Below are 16,791 nucleotides of genomic sequence, written 5' to 3'. Positions count from 1 at the left end.
CAGGTTTTTCTAACAATTGACCGTGATCACCCCTAATCGAATTGTCGGCGCGCCGACGCTTACGGCCAGGGGTTGGCCATCGCGTACGCACGATCCCACGCATGCATCGAAGACGAGATCGGTCCCGATTCGATCAAGCGACGACCACACGTCGCGCCCGCGCACTTCCATCACGAACGGTTCGAGCGGGGTCGTGCATCGCCCCGCTTCGATGAGGTCGGCGTCGGTGACGATGAACGAGGCCACGCCTCGGACCGCATCGGTGTGGCCCGCGATCATGCGTCGAACGAACACGCCGCCGGATGTCTCGGAGAGGATCGCCGCCGGGTCGTCGTCGCCGGCATGGACGAACGTGCAACCCATCCTCGGGCGCACCGGATCGCGGAAGCTCGACCGGCGCCCATGACCGGTCGACGCCGCCGACCGGGCCGCTGCGGACGTCCGGTCGAGCAGGTACCCGGCGACACGATCGTCGTCGGTCAGCAGGACCGACCGGCTGGAGACGCCCTCGTCGTCGGTCTTCCATGCGGCGCGCCCGCGCCGGGGATCGTCCTCGACCCGGAACGGGCGGCAGGTTTTGGGTAGACCGCCTTGGATCCACGTCCGACGCCGCTGGAGTACATCCCCTTCGAGAGCATGGCCAACCAATTCATGGGCGATGAGTCCGGCGATCCCCGCATCGAAGACGGCGCAGGTGGTACCGGGGGAAAGCCGTCGCCTCGGTCCGGCGATCAGACGCTCGATCGCGGATGCAAGCTTTCCCTCCGGTGAGGCGACCCAATCCACCGTGTGGGAGCGCGATCCGAGTCCGAGCTTCAGCTCGGCGCGACAACCCCGACGCGTGTCGGAGGACAAATTGCCGTCGGGGTCGCTCACCCAAATGTTTTGGTGGAACGCAACAACCCTCAGCGTCCAGTCGAGGTCCTCGTGTCCGGCGATCGCGGCTTCGAAGAGGCCTTCTTGCCGCTGCGCTTCCTCGACAGCGGCGGCTTCTGCCCGGATCGGCTCGCTGAAAGCGTCGAGCAGAGGATCCGTGACGTGGATCGAGCTCAGCGCATCGCCGAGTGCCGCTCCGCGGGACGGCATGATCGAGACGGCGCGTGGACGGTCCCGTCCGGCGGTCAGAACGACGTCGGTGCGCTGCTCGAAGAAGACGGAACCACCGCCGCTGCGAGCGGCGAGCGCGCGGACCCCATTTCCCCACGTAGAAACGCTCACGGGAGTGACTTTACTGCGACTTGAATCCGCCTCCACCGGCACCTATGTTTTCCGCGGGCACCAGGGGGTGTCCACGGGGCCGAGCGAAGAACTTTCAGGGCGGGTGGGCATGGCGCACCGCACGATTCTCTTGATCGACTACGAACCGCGAAGCATCGAGCGGTTCCGCCAACCGCTGACCGATGCGGGGTACGGCGTCGAGGTCGCCACCGATGGCGTGAGCGGCATCGAGGCGTTCCATCGCCTCAGCCCTGACATGGTCCTGGTCGAGGCGATGATCCCGAAGCGGCACGGCTTCGAGGTGTGCCAGGAGCTGAAACGAACCCCTCACGGGAAGCGCACCCCGGTCCTCATCACGACGGGGGTCTACAAGGGACGGAAGTACCGGACGCAGGCGCTGCACATCTACGGCTGCGACGAGTACATCGAGAAACCGATCGCTCCGGAGCAGCTCCTCGCGGTCGTCGGCAAGTTCTTCTCGGGATCGGCGAGCGCCGGGAGCGGCGGCGGTGAGAGTCGCGAAGCGGCCGGCGTCACCGCGAGCGAGCCTGCCGCTACGGCGAAGGCGATCACGGTCGAGCCGGCGCCCGCGCGGCCCGTGCCGATGAAATCGTCGACGACGCCTTCGGTCATCAAGGACTTCACCGAAGAAGAGATCATGGCTCGCCTCGACGCGATTCTTCCCGGCAACGAGCTTGTGCCGTCGCCACCGGCCGAGATCCCTCCGCCGATCGAGGTCGCGCCGGCGCCGATCGCCGAGATGCCCGTTGTCGAGCCGATGGCACACGAGATCGACGATCCGTTCGCGCAGATGCAGAAGGAGCTCACCGCCGAGCTGGGGTCGATGTCCGGCTCGCTGGCACTCGAGGCGGCGCCGGTCTTCGATCCCATGCCGCAGACCTTCCCGTCCGACCAGGAGGCGGCTCCGTCGCTGCTGGAGTCGCTTCCCGTTCAAGAAGAGGTCGCGGCGCCCGCGCCTCCCGAGACGGCACCCGCCGCCGAGACGCCGGGTCAGCTCGTCAACTTCGAGGCCGGGCGATCGCGCCGCAAGAAGAAGGGCAAGGCGCAGGCGTCCCCGGCTCCGCAGCCGCCTCCCGCGCCTGCCCGCGTGACCCCGATCGCCGAGACCGCTCGCCCGCAGGCTCCCTTGCCGCCCGTGGCCACGATGACCTTGCCGCAAGGCACCCTCGCGGAAGCCGAGCTTGCCGGGAAGCCGGCGCGCCGCGGCGTTCCCGTGTGGATCTGGGCGCTGCTGGTCCTCGCGGGGCTCGCCGCCGCGGGCTATTTCGTCTTCATGAAGCCGAGCGTGTCGAGCGCCGAGTCGTCGACGAGTGAGACCGTTCCCGCGCCTCACCGTGCGCCGGAGCCGGCAGCGCAGGCACCCACGCCGGCACCTCAACCGCCATCGGTCGTCCTGAATGCGATCCAGCCGCTCCCCCAGCGCCCGGCACCGCTGGCGACCGCCTCGACACCCTCGGCGACGAAGCCCGCGGCCAAGACGGAGCAGGCGGAGCTCCCGAAGGCGACTCCGCCGCACCAATTCCCCGCCACAAAGCCCTCGCCGTCGAGCCAGCAGAAGGCCGCCGAGCCGGTTCCGATCGCGGCGCCGGCGGGCGCGGACGAAGGCGTCCCGAGCGTCGAGCCGGTCGACCTGCCAGCGGCCGCAGCTGCGGCTCCGAGTGTCGTCCCCGGAACGACGGTCGACAGCGCCGAGGCGGAGACGTCGCCCGTATCGCTTTCCCGCAAGCTCCCGGTCTACTCGATGCAGGCGCGGCAGCTTCGCATCCAGGGCACGGTCGTCATGAAGGTGCTCGTGAACGAGCAAGGAACGGTCGACGACGTGACCCTCGTCCAGGGTGTTCCGGGAGCCGATCTCAACGAAGCGGCTGTTCGCGCGGCGCGCTCCTGGACGTACCGGCCGGCGACGAAGGCCGGCGTCCCGGTCAAGGTCTGGAAGATCGAGCAGGTCACGTTCAAGATGTGACCATGCCGCGGCCGGGATAACATCCCCGCCGTCGTGTTTTTGATCACCCTCACCCTGATCGCCGCGCTGGCCGCAACACCTCCGCCGGCCGCACCGGCGCCTCCCGCACGGATCGTCTCGCTGACACCGGCACTCACCGAGATCCTCTTTGCCGTCGGCGCCGGCGATCGCGTCGTCGGGGTAACCGACTTCTGCGATTACCCGCCCGAAGCGAAGACCCGCGCGAAGGTCGGCGGCTACGTGAACCCGTCGGTCGAGGCGGTGCTCGCGCTCAAGCCCGACCTCGTCGTCGTCAGCCCGGGTCCGGGGAACCGCGATGCAGCGCTCGCCATGCAGCGTGCCGGTTTGCGCGTCGAAGTCGTCCAGGCCGAAACGCTCGAGGAATCGCTGAGCGCCATCGAGGCGGTCGCCCGCTTGGTGGGAAACGCCGAGAAGGGTCGCTCCCTCGTCGCCTCCATCCGGGAGCGTCTGAACGCGGTGCGACGTAAGGTCTCGGGCCTTCCGGCGGTACCGACGCTCTTCTGTGTACAAACCGAGCCGATCTATGCGGCCGGGCGCGACACTCTTCCCTCGGAGCTCGTCGTGATCGCCGGCGGGAAGAACGTCGTCACCGAGCCTCGCTACCCGCGCCTCGGGCTGGAAGCGGTCGTCGCGGCGAAGCCGCAGGTGATCCTCCAAGCGCGGATGGACGTACCGCCGTCGGGGAAGGAGAGCCCGGAGGAGGCGTTCTGGGCGCGCTGGCCGCAGATCCCGGCGGTGGCGGCGAAGCGCGTCGTCCTCCTCGACAACGGCGTCGCGCTCCGGCCCGGTCCGCGCGTTGCCGATGCCGCCGAGCAGCTCGCCGCGATCCTCCACCCCAGCGGCACACCGTGAGCGGTTCGCGGTCGCGCCTTGCCGGCCTGGCGGTCGTCACCGCGGTGGCCGCGGCGGCGCTCGTCCTCGCGGTCAGCGTCGGGCCGAGCCGCGTTGGACTCTCCGATCTCTTGAGCGGTGACCCCTCGAGCCGCCTGATCCTCTTCGACGTGCGACTGGCGAGAGTGCTCCTCGCCGCGTGTGTTGGTGCGGCGCTCTCGGTCGCCGGGTGCGCTTATCAAGCGGTCCTGCGGAACCCGCTGGCCGATCCCTACATCCTCGGCGTCTCGGGAGGCGCGGCTCTCGGCGCCGTCATCTTCATCGCGGCGGCGCCGCCAGCGGCCCTCACGTTCTCCGCGGGCCGTCCCGTCGCAGCCTTTGTCGGCGCGCTGACGACCCTGATCATCCTCTTCGGCCTCGCGCGTTTTCGCGGCAGGACCGAGACGACCGCCCTTCTCCTGACCGGGGTCGTCCTCAACGCCTTCGACTCCGCGATCATCCAGTTCTTCGTGAGCGCCGGCGACCCGGCGCGGTTCCAGGGAACGCTCTCCTACCTGATGGGGGCGATGGTGTCGCCGCCCTGGTCGTCGCTCGTCACCGTCGCGGCGCTCTGCACGATCGGCGTCGCGGCCCTCGGCGCCCATGCCCACACGTTGAACCTGCTCGCGCTCGGTGACGAAGAGGCCAGCCAGCTCGGCGTCGGGGTCGAGCGGGCGACCTGGACGGTCGTGATCGCGGCATCTCTGATCACCGCCGCTGCGGTCGCCTTCACCGGGATCATCGGTTTCGTCGGCCTCATCGTTCCCCACGCGATGCGCCGGATCTTCGGCGCCGACCACCGCGTCCTGATTCCGGTCTCGGCGGTCGGCGGCGCCGCGATCCTCATGCTGGCCGACGCCGTGGCCCGTACGCTGCTCGCTCCCACGGAGCTGCCGGTCGGCGTCGTCACCGCGATCGTCGGCGGACCGTTCTTCCTCGTTCTCTTGATGCGGCGCTTGAGGGAAGCATGAGCGCGCCGGCGCTGGCGTTCGAGCGCATCGACTTCGGCTATGGGCGGACACCGGTCCTGCGAGGCCTCGACCTCGCGGTCGCGGCGGGGAGCATCACGGGAGTGCTCGGCCCCAACGGCACCGGCAAGACGACGCTCGTCCGCCTCGCGTCCGCGGCCCTCCGCCCCTCGAATGGTCGCATCGCCCTCTTCGGCGACGACCTCGCCGCCCTCCCCTCGCGCGAGCGCGCCCGTCGCGTCGCCGTCGTCCCTCAGGAGACGCACCCCGTCTTCGAGTTCTCGGTGGACGAGATCGTGCGCATGGGGCGCGCCCCGCACCTGGGCCTGCTCGGTATCGAGTCCGCGTCCGATCTCACGATCGCGCGCGACGCGATGGAGCGGTGCGAGATCGCCGTTCTCGCCGAGCGGTCGTTCCGCGCTCTGTCGGGCGGTGAGCGCCAGCGCGTGCTTCTCGCCCGCGCGCTGACGCAGCAAGCGCGCCTTCTCTTGCTCGATGAGCCGACGGCGTACCTCGACCTCAAGCACCGCCTCGCCGTTTACACCCTGCTGTCTCGCCTTCGCGATGAACAGGGCCTGACCGTCGTGGTCGTCAGCCACGACATCAACCTCGCGGCTCGCTACTGCGACCGGCTGGTCCTGCTCCGCGACGGCGCCGTCGTCGCCGACGGTGCGCCGGCCGAGGTGCTCCGCCCCGAGCCGATCCGGGCGGTTTACGAGGTCGACGTCGAGATCGCGACCGATCCGTCGTCGGGACGGCCGTTCGTGATTCCGGTCTCCCGTGGTAACGTCCACGGTTCGTAACGTTCTTTCACAACAGACGCTCGTCGAGGGAAGCGGGTGAGAATCCCGCGCGGCCCCCGCCACTGTGAACGGGGACGCCACGGGCGGCATCCACTGAACGTCAGAGATCCCGAGAGGGGTTGGGCGTTCGGGAAGGAGCCCGGGGCGGACGATCCGTGAGCCAGGAGACCGGGCGAGCGTCCCATGCGCCATCGCGCCAGCCGAACGGGAGGTTCGCATGCGGCGTCTCGAATCCGGTCTCCTCTTCTCTCTTCTTCTCATCAGCTCGATCTTCATCCCCGCCTTTGCCGACGACGAGAAGGACGTCAACGAGCACGTCCTCGTCACCGCCACACGTCTGGAAGACGCCGGCGTCGCGAAGAGTGACGTGCCGGCGCACGTCACGGTCATCGATCGCGAGGCGATCGAGAAGAGCGGGGCGCGGAACCTCCAGGACCTGATCTCCCAGGAGGCCGGCGTCGTCTTGATCGACCAGGTCGGGAACGACGTGCAGAAGTCGCTCGACCTCCGCGGGTTCGCGGGAGACGAGGGGCTCGCCGTCTTCGTCGACGGTGCCCGGATCAACGACCCGCGGAACAACGTCGCGGCGCTCGAGCAGATCCCGCTCAACGCGATCGAGAGGGTCGAGATCACGCGCGGTCCGTCGGCGGCGCTGGCAGGCGGCGGGTCGGAGGCCGGAGTCGTCCGCGTGATCACACGACGCGGCACCTCGCCGAGCGCCGCGATCGCGGCGTCGGGTGGAACGTGGAACACGTGGCGCGTGGATGGAAGCTACGGCGACCACTATGGGAAGTTCGACCTGTTCGTGTCGGGCGCCTACGACACGACCGACGGCTTCCGCCCCAACTCGGGGGGCGATCAGAAGCGCTTCGACGCGAACGGCGGCTTCGATCTCGGGGGCGGACGGAGGCTCGGTTTGCTCCTGACCTCCTCCAGTCTCGATTACGGCAACCCCGGCGCGCTGACCCTCGCCGAGTTCCACGCCGACCCGACGCAGAACACCTTCAATCTGCTCGACAACTCGAACGTCGATCAGCGTCAGGCCTCCATGACGTTTCAGGGTCCCGTGGGCGCGGGGTTCTCGGTCGCGACGACGCTCGGCTTCCGAAACGACAAGGCGAAGACCCTCACGACGGGGCGGGCCGCGCCGACGTTCGGCGGGTTCTTCCTGGACGCGGACGCCGACACGTGGAGCCTCGTGGCTCAGGCCTCCCGTGAATTCAAGAGCGGCGACGGCTCGCACCTTCTGGCGTTCGGGCTCGAAGGGCTCGATGGGTCGTCGGACGACACCGGCTTCTCGACCCCGCCGGCCGATCCCGGCACGTACGACCCGAACGCCCCCTCGTCCAGCAACACCGCCAAGACGCGGAACGCGGCCATCTTCGCGCAGGACTCGTGGACGATCACGTCACGATGGAACGTCATGGCCGGGGTCCGCGGGGACTCGAGCCGCGTGAGCTACGACGAGACGATCGCTGGGCCAGCGAGCGGACAGACGACGTTCGACCAGATCTCGCCGCGCGCAGGCGTGACCTTCCACCCGTCGGTCGCGGTCGATCTCTATGCGTCGTACGCCGACGCCTTTCTCCCGCCGACGGCGGAGCAGCTTTACGCGTTTCCGGGATTCGGCAGCAATCCGGATCTGAAGCCCGAGGATGCGCGAGCCTTCGAGCTGGGCACGCGGAGCCGCGGGCGGATCGGCTCGCTCGAAGCCGCGCTCTTCTGGACGACGACGAAAGACGAGATCATCTTCGACCCAACGCCGACGGCGACGGATCCGTTCGGACGCAACGTGAACGCCGGGGAGACGGCTCGGCGCGGCGTGGAGGTATCAGGGCGCGGCACGATCGGACGCGGGGTCTCGGCGTTCGCGAATGCGACGTACACCGATTCGTCGTTCACGAGCGGCCCGAACGACGGGAACGAGGTTCCCCTCGTCCCGAAATGGCGGCTCGCCGCGGGGGTCGACGCGGCGCTGCCACGCGGGTTCGGCCTGCGCGCGGACGCGCTCTACGTCGGCTCACAGGTTCTCGACAACGATCCCGAGAACGCCCAGCAGCGGCTGCCGGACTACACGGTCGTGAACGTGCGGCTGAGCTGGGAACGTTCCTTGGGAACGAAGCGCGGCCGTGTCCAGGTCTTCGCGTCGGCGCTCAACCTGCTCGACGAGACGTACGCGACTCGCGGAATCTACGCCTTGGATTTTTCGACGTTCGTCAACGAGGTCTTCGTGACCCCTGCCCCCGGCCGGCGCTATCTTGCCGGCATCGGCTGGCGCCTGTGACGCCGCCCGTGGAGCGAGGATGCCGAAGCTCACGAAGATCTACACGAAGACCGGCGACGACGGGACGACGGCGCTCGGCGGCGGCCGGCGCCTGCCGAAGGACGCGCTCCGGATCGAGGTCTACGGCACCGTCGACGAGCTGAACTCGATCATCGGCGAGGCGGTCGCAGGCGGCCTCGAGCCGTCGCTCATGTCCGGCTTGACGCGGATCCAGAACGAGCTGTTCCACCTCGGGTCCGATCTCTGCGCCTTCGAGGAGGACAAGGCGAAGCGCCCGGTGCCGCGGATAGAGGAGCGTCACGTCCAGGAGCTCGAAGCGGCGATCGACCGGATGAACGAAACGCTCGGCCCGCTCCAGAATTTCATCCTTCCCGGCGGCTCCGAGGGAGCGGCCCGCTTGCACGTCGCTCGTACCGTCTGCCGGCGCGCCGAGCGTCTGGCCGTCGGGCTCGCGCGCGAGGAGGCGGTCGGCGCTTTCGTCGTCCCCTACTTGAACCGGTTGTCGGATGCGCTCTTCGTCATGGCGCGCTTCGAGAACAAGCACCGCGGCATCGCCGACGTCCTCTGGAACTCGAGATTGTGAAGGGGACCAATTCTCAGAAGGGACAGCTTCCGAAACTCGAAGTGCAGAGTTTCGGAAGCTGTCCCTTCTGAGAATTGGTCCCCTTCACAATCTCGACGTCACCGACACAGGTTTACGCGCGCCGATCATGAACTGAAGGCACTGGATGAGCGTGTCGCGCATCTGCGCGCGCTCGACGATGATGTCGATCATACCGTGCTCGAGGAGGAATTCGGCGCGCTGGAAGCCGACCGGGAGCTTCTGGCGGATCGTCTGCTCGATGACGCGCGGGCCGGCGAAGCCGATGAGCGCCTTCGGCTCGGCGATGATGAGGTCGCCGAGCATGGCGAACGACGCGGTGACCCCTCCCGTCGTCGGATCGGTCAGGATCGAGATGTAGGGAATCCCCTTTTCGTCGAGGCGAGCGAGCGCGGCGGAGATCTTCGCCATCTGCATGAGCGAGAGCGCGCCTTCCTGCATACGCGCGCCGCCGGAGCATGAGACGACGAGGAGCGGACAGTGGACCGAGTAGGCGCGCTCGGCGGCGCGGGTGACCTTTTCGCCGACGACGCTCCCCATCGAGCCGCCCATGAAGCCGTATTCCATGACGGCGGCGATGACCGGCATTCCGCCGATGAGCCCTTCGCACGCGATCAGCGCGTCCTTGAGCCCGGTCTCTTTCTGATAGGACTCGAGGCGCGCCGCGTACGGCTTCGAGTCGACGAAGCCGAGGGCGTCGACGGGAGCGATCTCGGTGTCGAATTCGCGGAAGCGCCCGTCGTCGAAGAGGCCTTCGAGCCGCTCACGCGCGCTGATGCGGAAGTGGTAGTTGCACTTGGGGCAGACGTTGGCGTTCCGTGCGACTTCCTTCTTGTAGATGATCTCCTTGCAGTTGTCGCACTTGACCCACAAGCCCTCGGGGATCGTGATCTTCCGTTCACCGGCTTTGAGCTTGGGGGTCTTCTCCTTCTTGAACCACGCCATGACGGCGAACCTAACAGTGCGCTCCGTCGCGCGTCAAGGCGTGGGGGGCTTACTTTCGTCCGAGTTTCGTTGCCGGTCCGAGCGCTCCATGACTTTGAGCTTCCCGCTCCGCCCGATTTCGCGGAGCCCGGCGCGAACCTCGGGGGCAAGCGCCGGCCAATCGGAATCGCTGATCACGACGAGCGGATTGTCGCCCTGCGCGAGGCGTGCGGGGAGCTGCGGTCCCGAGAGGCGCTCGGGCACCCGGTCGGCGTAGTACGTGAGGCTCGGCAGGTTGATGTCGACTTCCACGAGAGGACGGACCGAGAGCAGCGCGGGAACCTTGGTAACGAGCGGAGCTGTGCTCCTCGTCTCGGCGAGAAACGGCGGGATCCCGCAGACGACGCCGATGAGGAAGACGATGCTGCCCATCGCCGCGGCAGCGTAGGAGATGCGCGGCGCGTTCTTCACGGTGCCGTAGAGGGCGACGACGGCGGTGAGCCCGTACACGGCGGCGCCGAAGTACGCGAGCCCCTCGGCGCGGTTCTCGAGACGCGTGGCGCCCGCGGCGCCGAGGACGATGGCGAGCGCGACGAGTGTCGCGGTCAGGAGCTGCGGGCCGGCGCGGTTCCTCGAGGGATGAACCAGCTCCTGCCCTAGCTCGAACGTGACGACGAGCGCCGCCAACGGCGCGAGCGGGAGGATGTAGTTCGCCAGCTTCCCCTTGCCGAGCGAGAAGAAGACGAGGCCCGCGACGAGCGCCGCCGCCGCGTAAGGCCCGGTCGGCGATTCGGCATCGCGCCAGCGGAGGAGCCCGCGGATCGTCCCGAGCACCAGCGGGACGATCCACGGCAGGAAGCCGAGCGCGGCGACGCCGCCGAAGAACCACCACGGCTGGACGTGAACGGTACCCTCCACGTACCGGTCGAGCACCTCGGATCGCAGCGTCGCCGCGGCGCGAACGCCGCCGATGCGCTGGATGAAGACCAGCCCCCACGGAAGCGTCACCGCGGCCCACCCGAGAAGCGCCGTGATCGCGGACCGCAACGAAGGCACCAGCTCGCGCCCGGTCGCCGTCCGCCCCGCGAGCATGATGAGAAGGGGAAGCGCGACACCGACCGGCCCCTTCACGAGGAAGGCGAGACCGAGAAGACCGCCGATGACGGCGCTCCTCTGCAGCCCGCCGTCGTCCGGCTGGACGAGATCGAGAGCGACGACGGCGAGCACGTGGACGGAGAGGAGCGCGTCGAGCGTGCCGATCCGACCGATCATGACGACGATCGGGAAGGTGAGGAAGATCGCGGTCGCCCACGCGGCGCCCTCGACGCCGAAGCGGCGCCAGCCGATCCAGGCGACGAGGAGGAGGGAGACGAGGGTCGCGGCCGCCGCGGGAAGGCGCGCCAGCATCTCGGAAGGGCCGGCGATGCGAAAGAGCGAGGCCTGGATCCAGTGGAGGAGCGGCGGCTTGACGAGGCGCGGCTGGCCCTCGAACGTCGGCACGACGTAGTCGTGGCTCCGCACCATCTCGACCGAGGTGCGGGCGAAGCGGGCTTCGTCGGGATCGAGGAGCGGGGTGGCGCCGAGCCGAAGGAAAAGAACGGCGAGGGCCGCGAGGATCACCGCGAAGAGTGCGAGGACGCCCTTCTCCTCCACGGCCGTATCATAGCCCTCACACGATGCGGGATTCGGTCGCCTGGCTCTACGGACTGCAGACCCACGGCATCAAGCTCGGCCTCACCGGCATTCGTTCCCTGCTCGCCCTTCTCGATCATCACGAGGATGAGCTTTCGATCGTGCTCGTCGGTGGCACGAACGGCAAGGGCTCGGTCGCCGCGATGCTCGACGCGATGCTCGCGGCCGCGGGCAGGAGGAGCGGCCTCTACACCTCGCCCCATCTCGTCCGGCCCGAGGAGCGGATCCGCATCGCGGGCGCCGACATCGATTCTCGTGTCTTCGACGAGATCCTTGCTCGCGTGCGCGACGCCGCCGAGCGCCTTCCGGTGCATCCCTCGTTCTTCGAGGTCATGACGGCGGCGGCGCTGGTCGCGTTCCGGGAGGCGAAGGTCGGCGACGCCGTCCTCGAGGTCGGGCTCGGCGGCCGCCTCGACGCGACGAACGCGACGGAGCCGCGCGTGAGCGCAATCGTCACGGTCGACCTCGACCACGTCGCGATCCTCGGCGGCACGCTTCCGGCGATCGCAGCGGAGAAGGCCGAGATCGCACGCGCCGGCCGGCCGCTCGTGTCCGGCATCGAGCAGGAAGAGGCGATCGCCGTCGTGAGATCTCATTGCGCCGCGATCGGCGCGACGTTCCTCGACGCGCGCGACGCGCCGCTTCCCGAGCCGGTCGACCTCGCTCTCGCGGGAGAGCACCAGCGTGCCAACGCGCGGGTCGCGGTCGCGACGTTTTGCGCCTACGCCTCCGCGGCCGGTTTTCCTGCCGCGGAAGGCGCGATACGCCGGGGGCTCGCCTCCGCGCGCTGGCCCGGGAGGCTTCAGCGATTGGCGGGAGCTCCCGAGATGCTGCTCGACGGCGCGCACAACGCCGCTGGTGCGGAAGCGCTCGCGCGGTATCTCGCCGCGCGGCCGGGACCCCGTCCCGTGCTCGTCTTCGCCGCCATGGCCGACAAGGACGCCGGCGCGATCCTGTCGCCGCTCGTGCCGCACGTCGCAGCGGCGGTCATGACGCGGCCGCCCGTCGAGCGGGCTGCCGAGCCCGGCGTCCTCGCCGGCCTCGCGCGCAGGCTCGGTCTTTCCGCCGAGGCGCGGACCGAGCCGCTCGCGGCAATCGCGCGGGCCCGCGAGGTCGCCGGCCCTGAGGGCACGGTTCTCGTCGCCGGCTCGCTGTACCTCATCGGAGCGGTGCTCGCGCTCCTCGAGGGGCCGGAGGCGCCCGGTCCGATCTCGATGTAACAATGGCCGGCATGTCGATCAAGGTGGCTTCGACCTCGACGCTCCGGCTTGATCCGGTGGCCTCCGTCGACGGGATCGATTGGCGCTCGACCTTCGGGCGGGCCGGCCGTGTCGAGATCGAGATCGGGATCGGCAAGGGACGATTCCTCCTCACGGTCGCTCAGGCACGCCCCGACGTGCTGCACCTCGGCGTCGAGTGGTCGAACGAGTACCTCAGGATCGCCGAGGCCCGTGCCGAGCGCGCCGGGCTCGAGAACGTGCGTTTCATTCGCATCGACGCGAACGAGCTCGTGCGCCGCGCGGTGCCCGAGCGCTCGGTCACGGCGTACTACGTCTTCTATCCCGACCCGTGGCCGAAGAAGCGCCATCAGAAACGGCGATTCCTCCAGCCGGCCAACGTCGACGCGATGGCCGCGACGCTCGTCCCAGGCGGTTGGCTCCACGTCGCGACCGACCACGACGATTACTGGGCCGCCATCGAGCCGCTCGTCGACGGCCACGCGGCGTTCGCGCGCCAACCGGCGTTCGGCGGCGTGGAGTTCCCGCTGCCGGTCGACGGACCGCTCACGAATTTCGAGGAAAAGTACGAGAAGGAAGGCCGGCGGCGCTTTCGCGGGACTTGGCGGCGGGTCGGATGAGACGGTACACTCCGCCCGTTTCGAACGATCGGGTCCGCACAGGAGAGTAGCTCAATTGGCAGAGCACCGGTCTCCAAAACCGGGGGTTGCAGGTTCGATTCCTGTCTCTCCTGCCACGCATGACTCCCCCACCTCCTAAGCTCCTTCTCACCGGCGATCCTGGCTCAGGAAAGACGACGGCGATCCGCCGCGTCGTCGAGCGCCTCGACGGACGGATTCCGATGTGCGGCTTCTTCACCGAAGAGCTTCGCGAAGGATCCCGGCGCGTCGGCTTCCGCGGTGTCACGCTCGACGGCCGCGACTTCCTGCTCGCTCACGTGCGGAGCGCGGGATCGGCGCGCATCGGCCCCTACGGCGTCGATCTCCAAGGCCTCGAGACGATCGGACTTGCGTCGACCGTTCCCGCAGGCCCAGGCACGCTCGTCGTCGTCGACGAGATCGGCAAGATGGAATGCCTGTCCGAGAGCTTCAAGGCACGCATGATCGAGCTCCTCGACGACGCGAGTCCGCTCCTCGCCACCGTGGCGGCGGTCGGGGTTGGATTCGTCAAACGGGTGAAGCAGCATCCGCGCGCGAGGCTCCTGACGGTGAGCCGCGGCGGGAGCGAGGCGATGGCGGCCGAGATCGTGCGCGCGATCGAGGGGGGACTCCGATGAGCGACGTTCCGGACGACGTGGCTTCGTTGATCGGCGAGGTGCGGCACGACACGAACAACGCGCTGATGGCGATCTTCGGCTATCTCGAGCTTCTGCTCCTGCGTCCGAACCTTCCCGACGACGTCGCGGCGAAGCTGCGCCTCGTCGACGTCGAGGCGAAGAAGATCCGCGATCACATCGCGCGGACGTCGTTCATTCGCCGCCCGCGGGCCTGAGCCAGCTCCTTCGCCCGGCGCTTCGCGACCTCGGCGTCGGCTGGGCGGCCCGCGCGCTCGAGCAGGGTCGCGTACGCCTCCCACGTCGAAGGACCTTCCGGGTCGAGGCGGAGCGCCGTCTCCGCCTCCGCGATCGCGTCCGGGTGCTTCTCGAGCGCGGAGAGCATCATCGCGGCGTTCGCGTGGAGGGAAGCGACCCACGGCTCGCACCGGATCGCCCGCGCGAACAGCGCCGACGCGCCCGCGTAGTCGCCCTGGCCGGCTCGAGCGCGCGCCATCTCCGCCCAGGCCCCGGCCCGATCGGGATCCTTGACGCTCGCCGCCGAGAGCACCTTCATCGCCTCGTCCGCCTGATGCTTCCTGAGGAGCGCCTGCGCCTGCGCGAGCGCGACGTCGTAGTCGCCTGGGTCCTTCGCATACGCCGCGGCGTACTCGGATGCGGCCTCATCGTGATGTCCCTCCGCGGCGAGCGACTTCCCCAAGAAAAAATGAGCCTGCGGGTCGGCAAACCCCTGGGCGATCGCCTCGCGGAACTTTGCCTCGGCCGCCGGCCACATGGGACGGCTCATCTGGGGCGGCACGGCGAAGGTCCTGAGCGAGATCGCGCGCGCGAGATAGTAGGCACGATCGGCTGCGGGAAGCGCGGCGGCCGCCGCAGGCAGGTACGGCTCGACCGAGAGATCGGTCCGCGGCGCCGGCGCTTCGTCGATCTTCCGGCGGATCCAGTGATCGGTGAAGAGCGCGTGATTGTGGTCGTCGGGCGTCGCCTTGCGCATGTGGCAGAGGACGCAGTCGTCCGGCGGCGACGTCGCCTGGCGCGCGGCCGCGGGTGCCTTGCACGCGTCCGGACCGTGACATCCCTTGCACTTCGACGTGAAGAAATCGGCGGGACGGTCGGCGCGGTAGACGGTGACGTGCGGGTCGTGACAGGTCACGCACTCGAGCTTGCCGCCGCTCTCGCGGAAGCAACGGGAGAGGAGGAGGCGATCGGCTTGAGCCGAGAGACCGTAGTCGTGCGGCGTCGCCTGCGAGAACCGGTAGGGCAGCATCGCATCGGTGATCGCCTCGCCCGGACGGAAGTCCTCGAGCGGCTTCTCGTTCCGCTGCACGCGCTCGGTCGCCTTCGAGTCGCCGAGATGGCATTGGAAGCAGATCTGCATGCGCCGCTCGGCGGTGAGACGGCGCGGATTGACGATCGCCGCGTCGCCCTCCCCCGTCGGCGTGTCGCCGCGCGACCACTTCGCGACGTGCCGCTCGCCGGGGCCGTGGCAGCGCTCGCAGTCGATCCCGTGGGGAATCGCCGTGTACGCGTTGTGGGCCCCGGGTTGCAGCTCCATCTTCGCGTTGTGGCAGAAGACGCAGGTGTGCGAGATCTCGCGAGAGAAGTAATCGTTCTTGAACTCGTAGCCGGGGCAGAGATCCCAGGCCGCGTCCTTCGTGTACCAGCAGACCGGCGCCTGGAAGAGCTTGTCGCCGTCGGTGACGAGATAGGTCCGGCTGTGGTGCGCCGAGCCGACGATCCACGTCAGCTCGCGCTCGTCGACCGCGGCCTCTCCGCCGCGTCCGTCCGAGATCGACTGTCGCATGAAGAACTTCCCGTCGCGCCGGAGCATGCGGTAGCGCAACCCCGTCGCTTGAACCTCGAAGACGTTCTTCTGCGTCCAGTCCTCGATGACCGGTGCGCCGGCGACGGGGTACCAGGAGAGTCCCATCCCGGTGTGCGCGAAGGTCGACCAGGTCTCGGTGTGACACGACCGGCACGCGTCGCGGCCGACGTAGTGCGCGTCGGCGTTTCCCGGGCCTGCGGACGGAGCCGGAGCTCCGCCGCGAGAGCACGCGACGAGGCCGGCGAGGCCGAGGGCGAGCGAAAGACGGCCTAGTCCCATGCCCTCTTTCGCGCGATCGCGCCGACGAGCTCCGCGTCGGCCCCGTACGGGATCTCGGGGCGCGCACCCGCCTCGATCGGCGGGATGTCGATCGGCATCGGTGCCGTGAGGCGGTTGAAGGTGAGCGCGAGCAGCGGCATGAGGTTGACCACGTCCTCGAGGCAATAGCGAACCAGCGTGTCGAGGGCCGTCGCGTTCCCCGCGCGGTGCTCGTGCCACAGAAGCACCGCCATGAATCCGTCGACGCCGGCGAGCGCCTCGGGCCGTTCGATCCCGAGCTGCCGCTCGGCGCCCTTGAGGCCGCCGCGAACGCCGAGCCGCCGGAGCGGATAGCGGAGGTCGATGTGGTGGAAGCCGTCGAATTCGACTTCGGGGAAGGCGCGGCGAAGGACCGGGAGATCGAACGACGATCCGTTGTAGGTCACGAGGATGCTGACGTCGCGGAGAGCTTCGGGAAAGCGCTCGAGATCGCGCCCGCGCACGAACGCGCGCACCTCGCGCCCGTCGCAGGTTCCGATGCACGTCACCGCATCGCCGTCGACCGAGAGCCCGGTCGTCTCGATGTCGAGGTAGAGCATGCGGCCGGGGAACGCGCGCGCGAGCCGCCACGCCTCCCGCGCGGGAAGGGCGCGCGCCGCCGTCTCCTCGTCGAGCCGGTCGAGGATGAGGTCGCGCCAGGGGCCCGGCGGGTAGGCGTTCCGGAACGCCGACCAATCGGTGAAACCGCGCTTCCAGAGATCGCGCTCGCGCTTCTCGCCGATGCCGGGAACGTGGAGGAAGGTGTGCCGGAGCATCCCCGGAGATTCTACCG

At 69.0% G+C, this 16,791-nt stretch carries 15 protein-coding genes, 1 tRNA gene and 1 riboswitch; of the genes, 11 read left to right on the top strand and 5 right to left on the bottom strand.

The features are described 5' to 3' along the window. Positions 1 to 9: 9 nt before the first annotated feature. The gene (locus VFV19_09985; GenBank protein HEX4824634.1) at positions 10 to 1,218 is read right to left on the bottom strand and encodes a metallopeptidase TldD-related protein; all 1,209 of its coding nucleotides are present in this window, start codon (positions 1,216 to 1,218) and stop codon (positions 10 to 12) included. Between the two features lie 109 nt (positions 1,219 to 1,327). Between VFV19_09985 and VFV19_09980 the strand changes: the two genes are divergently transcribed. From VFV19_09980 to VFV19_09955, 6 genes are all read left to right on the top strand, one after another. Further along, positions 1,328 to 3,202 (top strand): TonB family protein, encoded by a 1,875-nt coding sequence (locus tag VFV19_09980; protein ID HEX4824633.1) that lies wholly within the window; start codon positions 1,328 to 1,330, stop codon positions 3,200 to 3,202. A gap of 33 nt (positions 3,203 to 3,235) precedes the next feature. Continuing rightward, positions 3,236 to 4,075 carry a cobalamin-binding protein gene (locus tag VFV19_09975; GenBank protein HEX4824632.1) on the top strand — a complete coding sequence of 280 codons (840 nt, stop codon included), beginning with the start codon at positions 3,236 to 3,238 and terminating at the stop codon, positions 4,073 to 4,075. Beyond that, positions 4,072 to 5,064 (top strand): iron ABC transporter permease, encoded by a 993-nt coding sequence (locus tag VFV19_09970; GenBank protein HEX4824631.1) that lies wholly within the window; start codon positions 4,072 to 4,074, stop codon positions 5,062 to 5,064. Before VFV19_09975 ends, VFV19_09970 begins: the two co-directional genes overlap by 4 nt. Then, entirely contained in the window at positions 5,061 to 5,864 is an 804-nt protein-coding gene (locus VFV19_09965) for a heme ABC transporter ATP-binding protein (protein ID HEX4824630.1), read from the top strand. The genes VFV19_09970 and VFV19_09965 overlap by 4 nt, the downstream gene beginning before the upstream one ends. After that, positions 5,842 to 6,057, top strand: a riboswitch (cobalamin riboswitch). Its footprint overlaps the gene before it by 23 nt. Positions 6,058 to 6,081: 24 nt before the next feature. Continuing rightward, positions 6,082 to 8,148, top strand: a complete 2,067-nt coding sequence (locus tag VFV19_09960) for a TonB-dependent receptor (GenBank protein HEX4824629.1) — start codon at positions 6,082 to 6,084, stop codon at positions 8,146 to 8,148. A 19-nt stretch (positions 8,149 to 8,167) separates the two neighbouring features. Next, a complete protein-coding gene (locus VFV19_09955) occupies positions 8,168 to 8,731 on the top strand; it encodes a cob(I)yrinic acid a,c-diamide adenosyltransferase (GenBank protein ID HEX4824628.1) in 564 nt (187 codons plus the stop codon). An 84-nt stretch (positions 8,732 to 8,815) separates the two neighbouring features. Here VFV19_09955 and accD read toward each other — a convergent pair whose 3' ends face one another. Next, on the bottom strand, positions 8,816 to 9,694 hold the full coding sequence (gene accD, locus VFV19_09950) for an acetyl-CoA carboxylase, carboxyltransferase subunit beta (protein HEX4824627.1): 879 nt from the start codon (positions 9,692 to 9,694) through the stop codon (positions 8,816 to 8,818). A 33-nt stretch (positions 9,695 to 9,727) separates the two neighbouring features. Then, the gene (locus tag VFV19_09945) at positions 9,728 to 11,326 is read right to left on the bottom strand and encodes a glycosyltransferase family 39 protein (GenBank protein HEX4824626.1); all 1,599 of its coding nucleotides are present in this window, start codon (positions 11,324 to 11,326) and stop codon (positions 9,728 to 9,730) included. 23 nt (positions 11,327 to 11,349) lie between these two features. Here VFV19_09945 and VFV19_09940 point away from each other — a divergent pair, with 23 nt between their 5' ends. The 5 genes from VFV19_09940 (at position 11,350) to VFV19_09920 (ending at position 14,094) form a co-directional block, all read left to right on the top strand. Next, positions 11,350 to 12,585 (top strand): cyanophycin synthetase, encoded by a 1,236-nt coding sequence (locus VFV19_09940; protein ID HEX4824625.1) that lies wholly within the window; start codon positions 11,350 to 11,352, stop codon positions 12,583 to 12,585. Positions 12,586 to 12,596: 11 nt separating this feature from the next. Then, positions 12,597 to 13,223, top strand: a complete 627-nt coding sequence (trmB, locus tag VFV19_09935) for a tRNA (guanosine(46)-N7)-methyltransferase TrmB (protein ID HEX4824624.1) — start codon at positions 12,597 to 12,599, stop codon at positions 13,221 to 13,223. Positions 13,224 to 13,263: 40 nt separating this feature from the next. Then, a tRNA-Trp gene (locus tag VFV19_09930) sits at positions 13,264 to 13,339 on the top strand. A gap of 3 nt (positions 13,340 to 13,342) precedes the next feature. Beyond that, on the top strand, positions 13,343 to 13,879 hold the full coding sequence (locus VFV19_09925; GenBank protein HEX4824623.1) for a nucleoside-triphosphatase: 537 nt from the start codon (positions 13,343 to 13,345) through the stop codon (positions 13,877 to 13,879). Beyond that, on the top strand, positions 13,876 to 14,094 hold the full coding sequence (locus VFV19_09920; GenBank protein ID HEX4824622.1) for a hypothetical protein: 219 nt from the start codon (positions 13,876 to 13,878) through the stop codon (positions 14,092 to 14,094). The genes VFV19_09925 and VFV19_09920 overlap by 4 nt, the downstream gene beginning before the upstream one ends. On the opposite strand, the gene VFV19_09915 is transcribed toward VFV19_09920, so the two are convergent. Then, on the bottom strand, positions 14,052 to 15,980 hold the full coding sequence (locus tag VFV19_09915) for a tetratricopeptide repeat protein (protein ID HEX4824621.1): 1,929 nt from the start codon (positions 15,978 to 15,980) through the stop codon (positions 14,052 to 14,054). The genes VFV19_09920 and VFV19_09915 overlap by 43 nt on opposite strands. Further along, on the bottom strand, positions 15,971 to 16,774 hold the full coding sequence (locus VFV19_09910; GenBank protein ID HEX4824620.1) for a ribonuclease H-like domain-containing protein: 804 nt from the start codon (positions 16,772 to 16,774) through the stop codon (positions 15,971 to 15,973). Before VFV19_09910 ends, VFV19_09915 begins: the two co-directional genes overlap by 10 nt. Between the last annotated feature and the right edge of the window lie 17 nt (positions 16,775 to 16,791).

The sequence above is a fragment of the Candidatus Polarisedimenticolaceae bacterium genome, from assembly GCA_036275915.1.
Classification (GTDB): domain Bacteria; phylum Acidobacteriota; class Polarisedimenticolia; order Polarisedimenticolales; family DASRJG01; genus DASRJG01.
Note: the sequence above shows the minus strand (reverse complement) of the source record. Positions and strands in the feature narration are given on the sequence as shown.

Coding starts and splice junctions, on each gene's coding strand:
- VFV19_09960 (HEX4824629.1), top strand. CDS start 6,082: ATGCGGCGTCTCGAATCCGGTCTCCTCTTCTCTCTTCTTCTCATCAGC.
- trmB (HEX4824624.1), top strand. CDS start 12,597: ATGTCGATCAAGGTGGCTTCGACCTCGACGCTCCGGCTTGATCCGGTG.
- VFV19_09910 (HEX4824620.1), bottom strand. CDS start 16,774: ATGCTCCGGCACACCTTCCTCCACGTTCCCGGCATCGGCGAGAAGCGC.
- VFV19_09965 (HEX4824630.1), top strand. CDS start 5,061: ATGAGCGCGCCGGCGCTGGCGTTCGAGCGCATCGACTTCGGCTATGGG.
- VFV19_09925 (HEX4824623.1), top strand. CDS start 13,343: ATGACTCCCCCACCTCCTAAGCTCCTTCTCACCGGCGATCCTGGCTCA.
- VFV19_09915 (HEX4824621.1), bottom strand. CDS start 15,980: ATGGGACTAGGCCGTCTTTCGCTCGCCCTCGGCCTCGCCGGCCTCGTC.
- VFV19_09940 (HEX4824625.1), top strand. CDS start 11,350: ATGCGGGATTCGGTCGCCTGGCTCTACGGACTGCAGACCCACGGCATC.
- VFV19_09955 (HEX4824628.1), top strand. CDS start 8,168: ATGCCGAAGCTCACGAAGATCTACACGAAGACCGGCGACGACGGGACG.
- VFV19_09980 (HEX4824633.1), top strand. CDS start 1,328: ATGGCGCACCGCACGATTCTCTTGATCGACTACGAACCGCGAAGCATC.
- VFV19_09920 (HEX4824622.1), top strand. CDS start 13,876: ATGAGCGACGTTCCGGACGACGTGGCTTCGTTGATCGGCGAGGTGCGG.
- accD (HEX4824627.1), bottom strand. CDS start 9,694: ATGGCGTGGTTCAAGAAGGAGAAGACCCCCAAGCTCAAAGCCGGTGAA.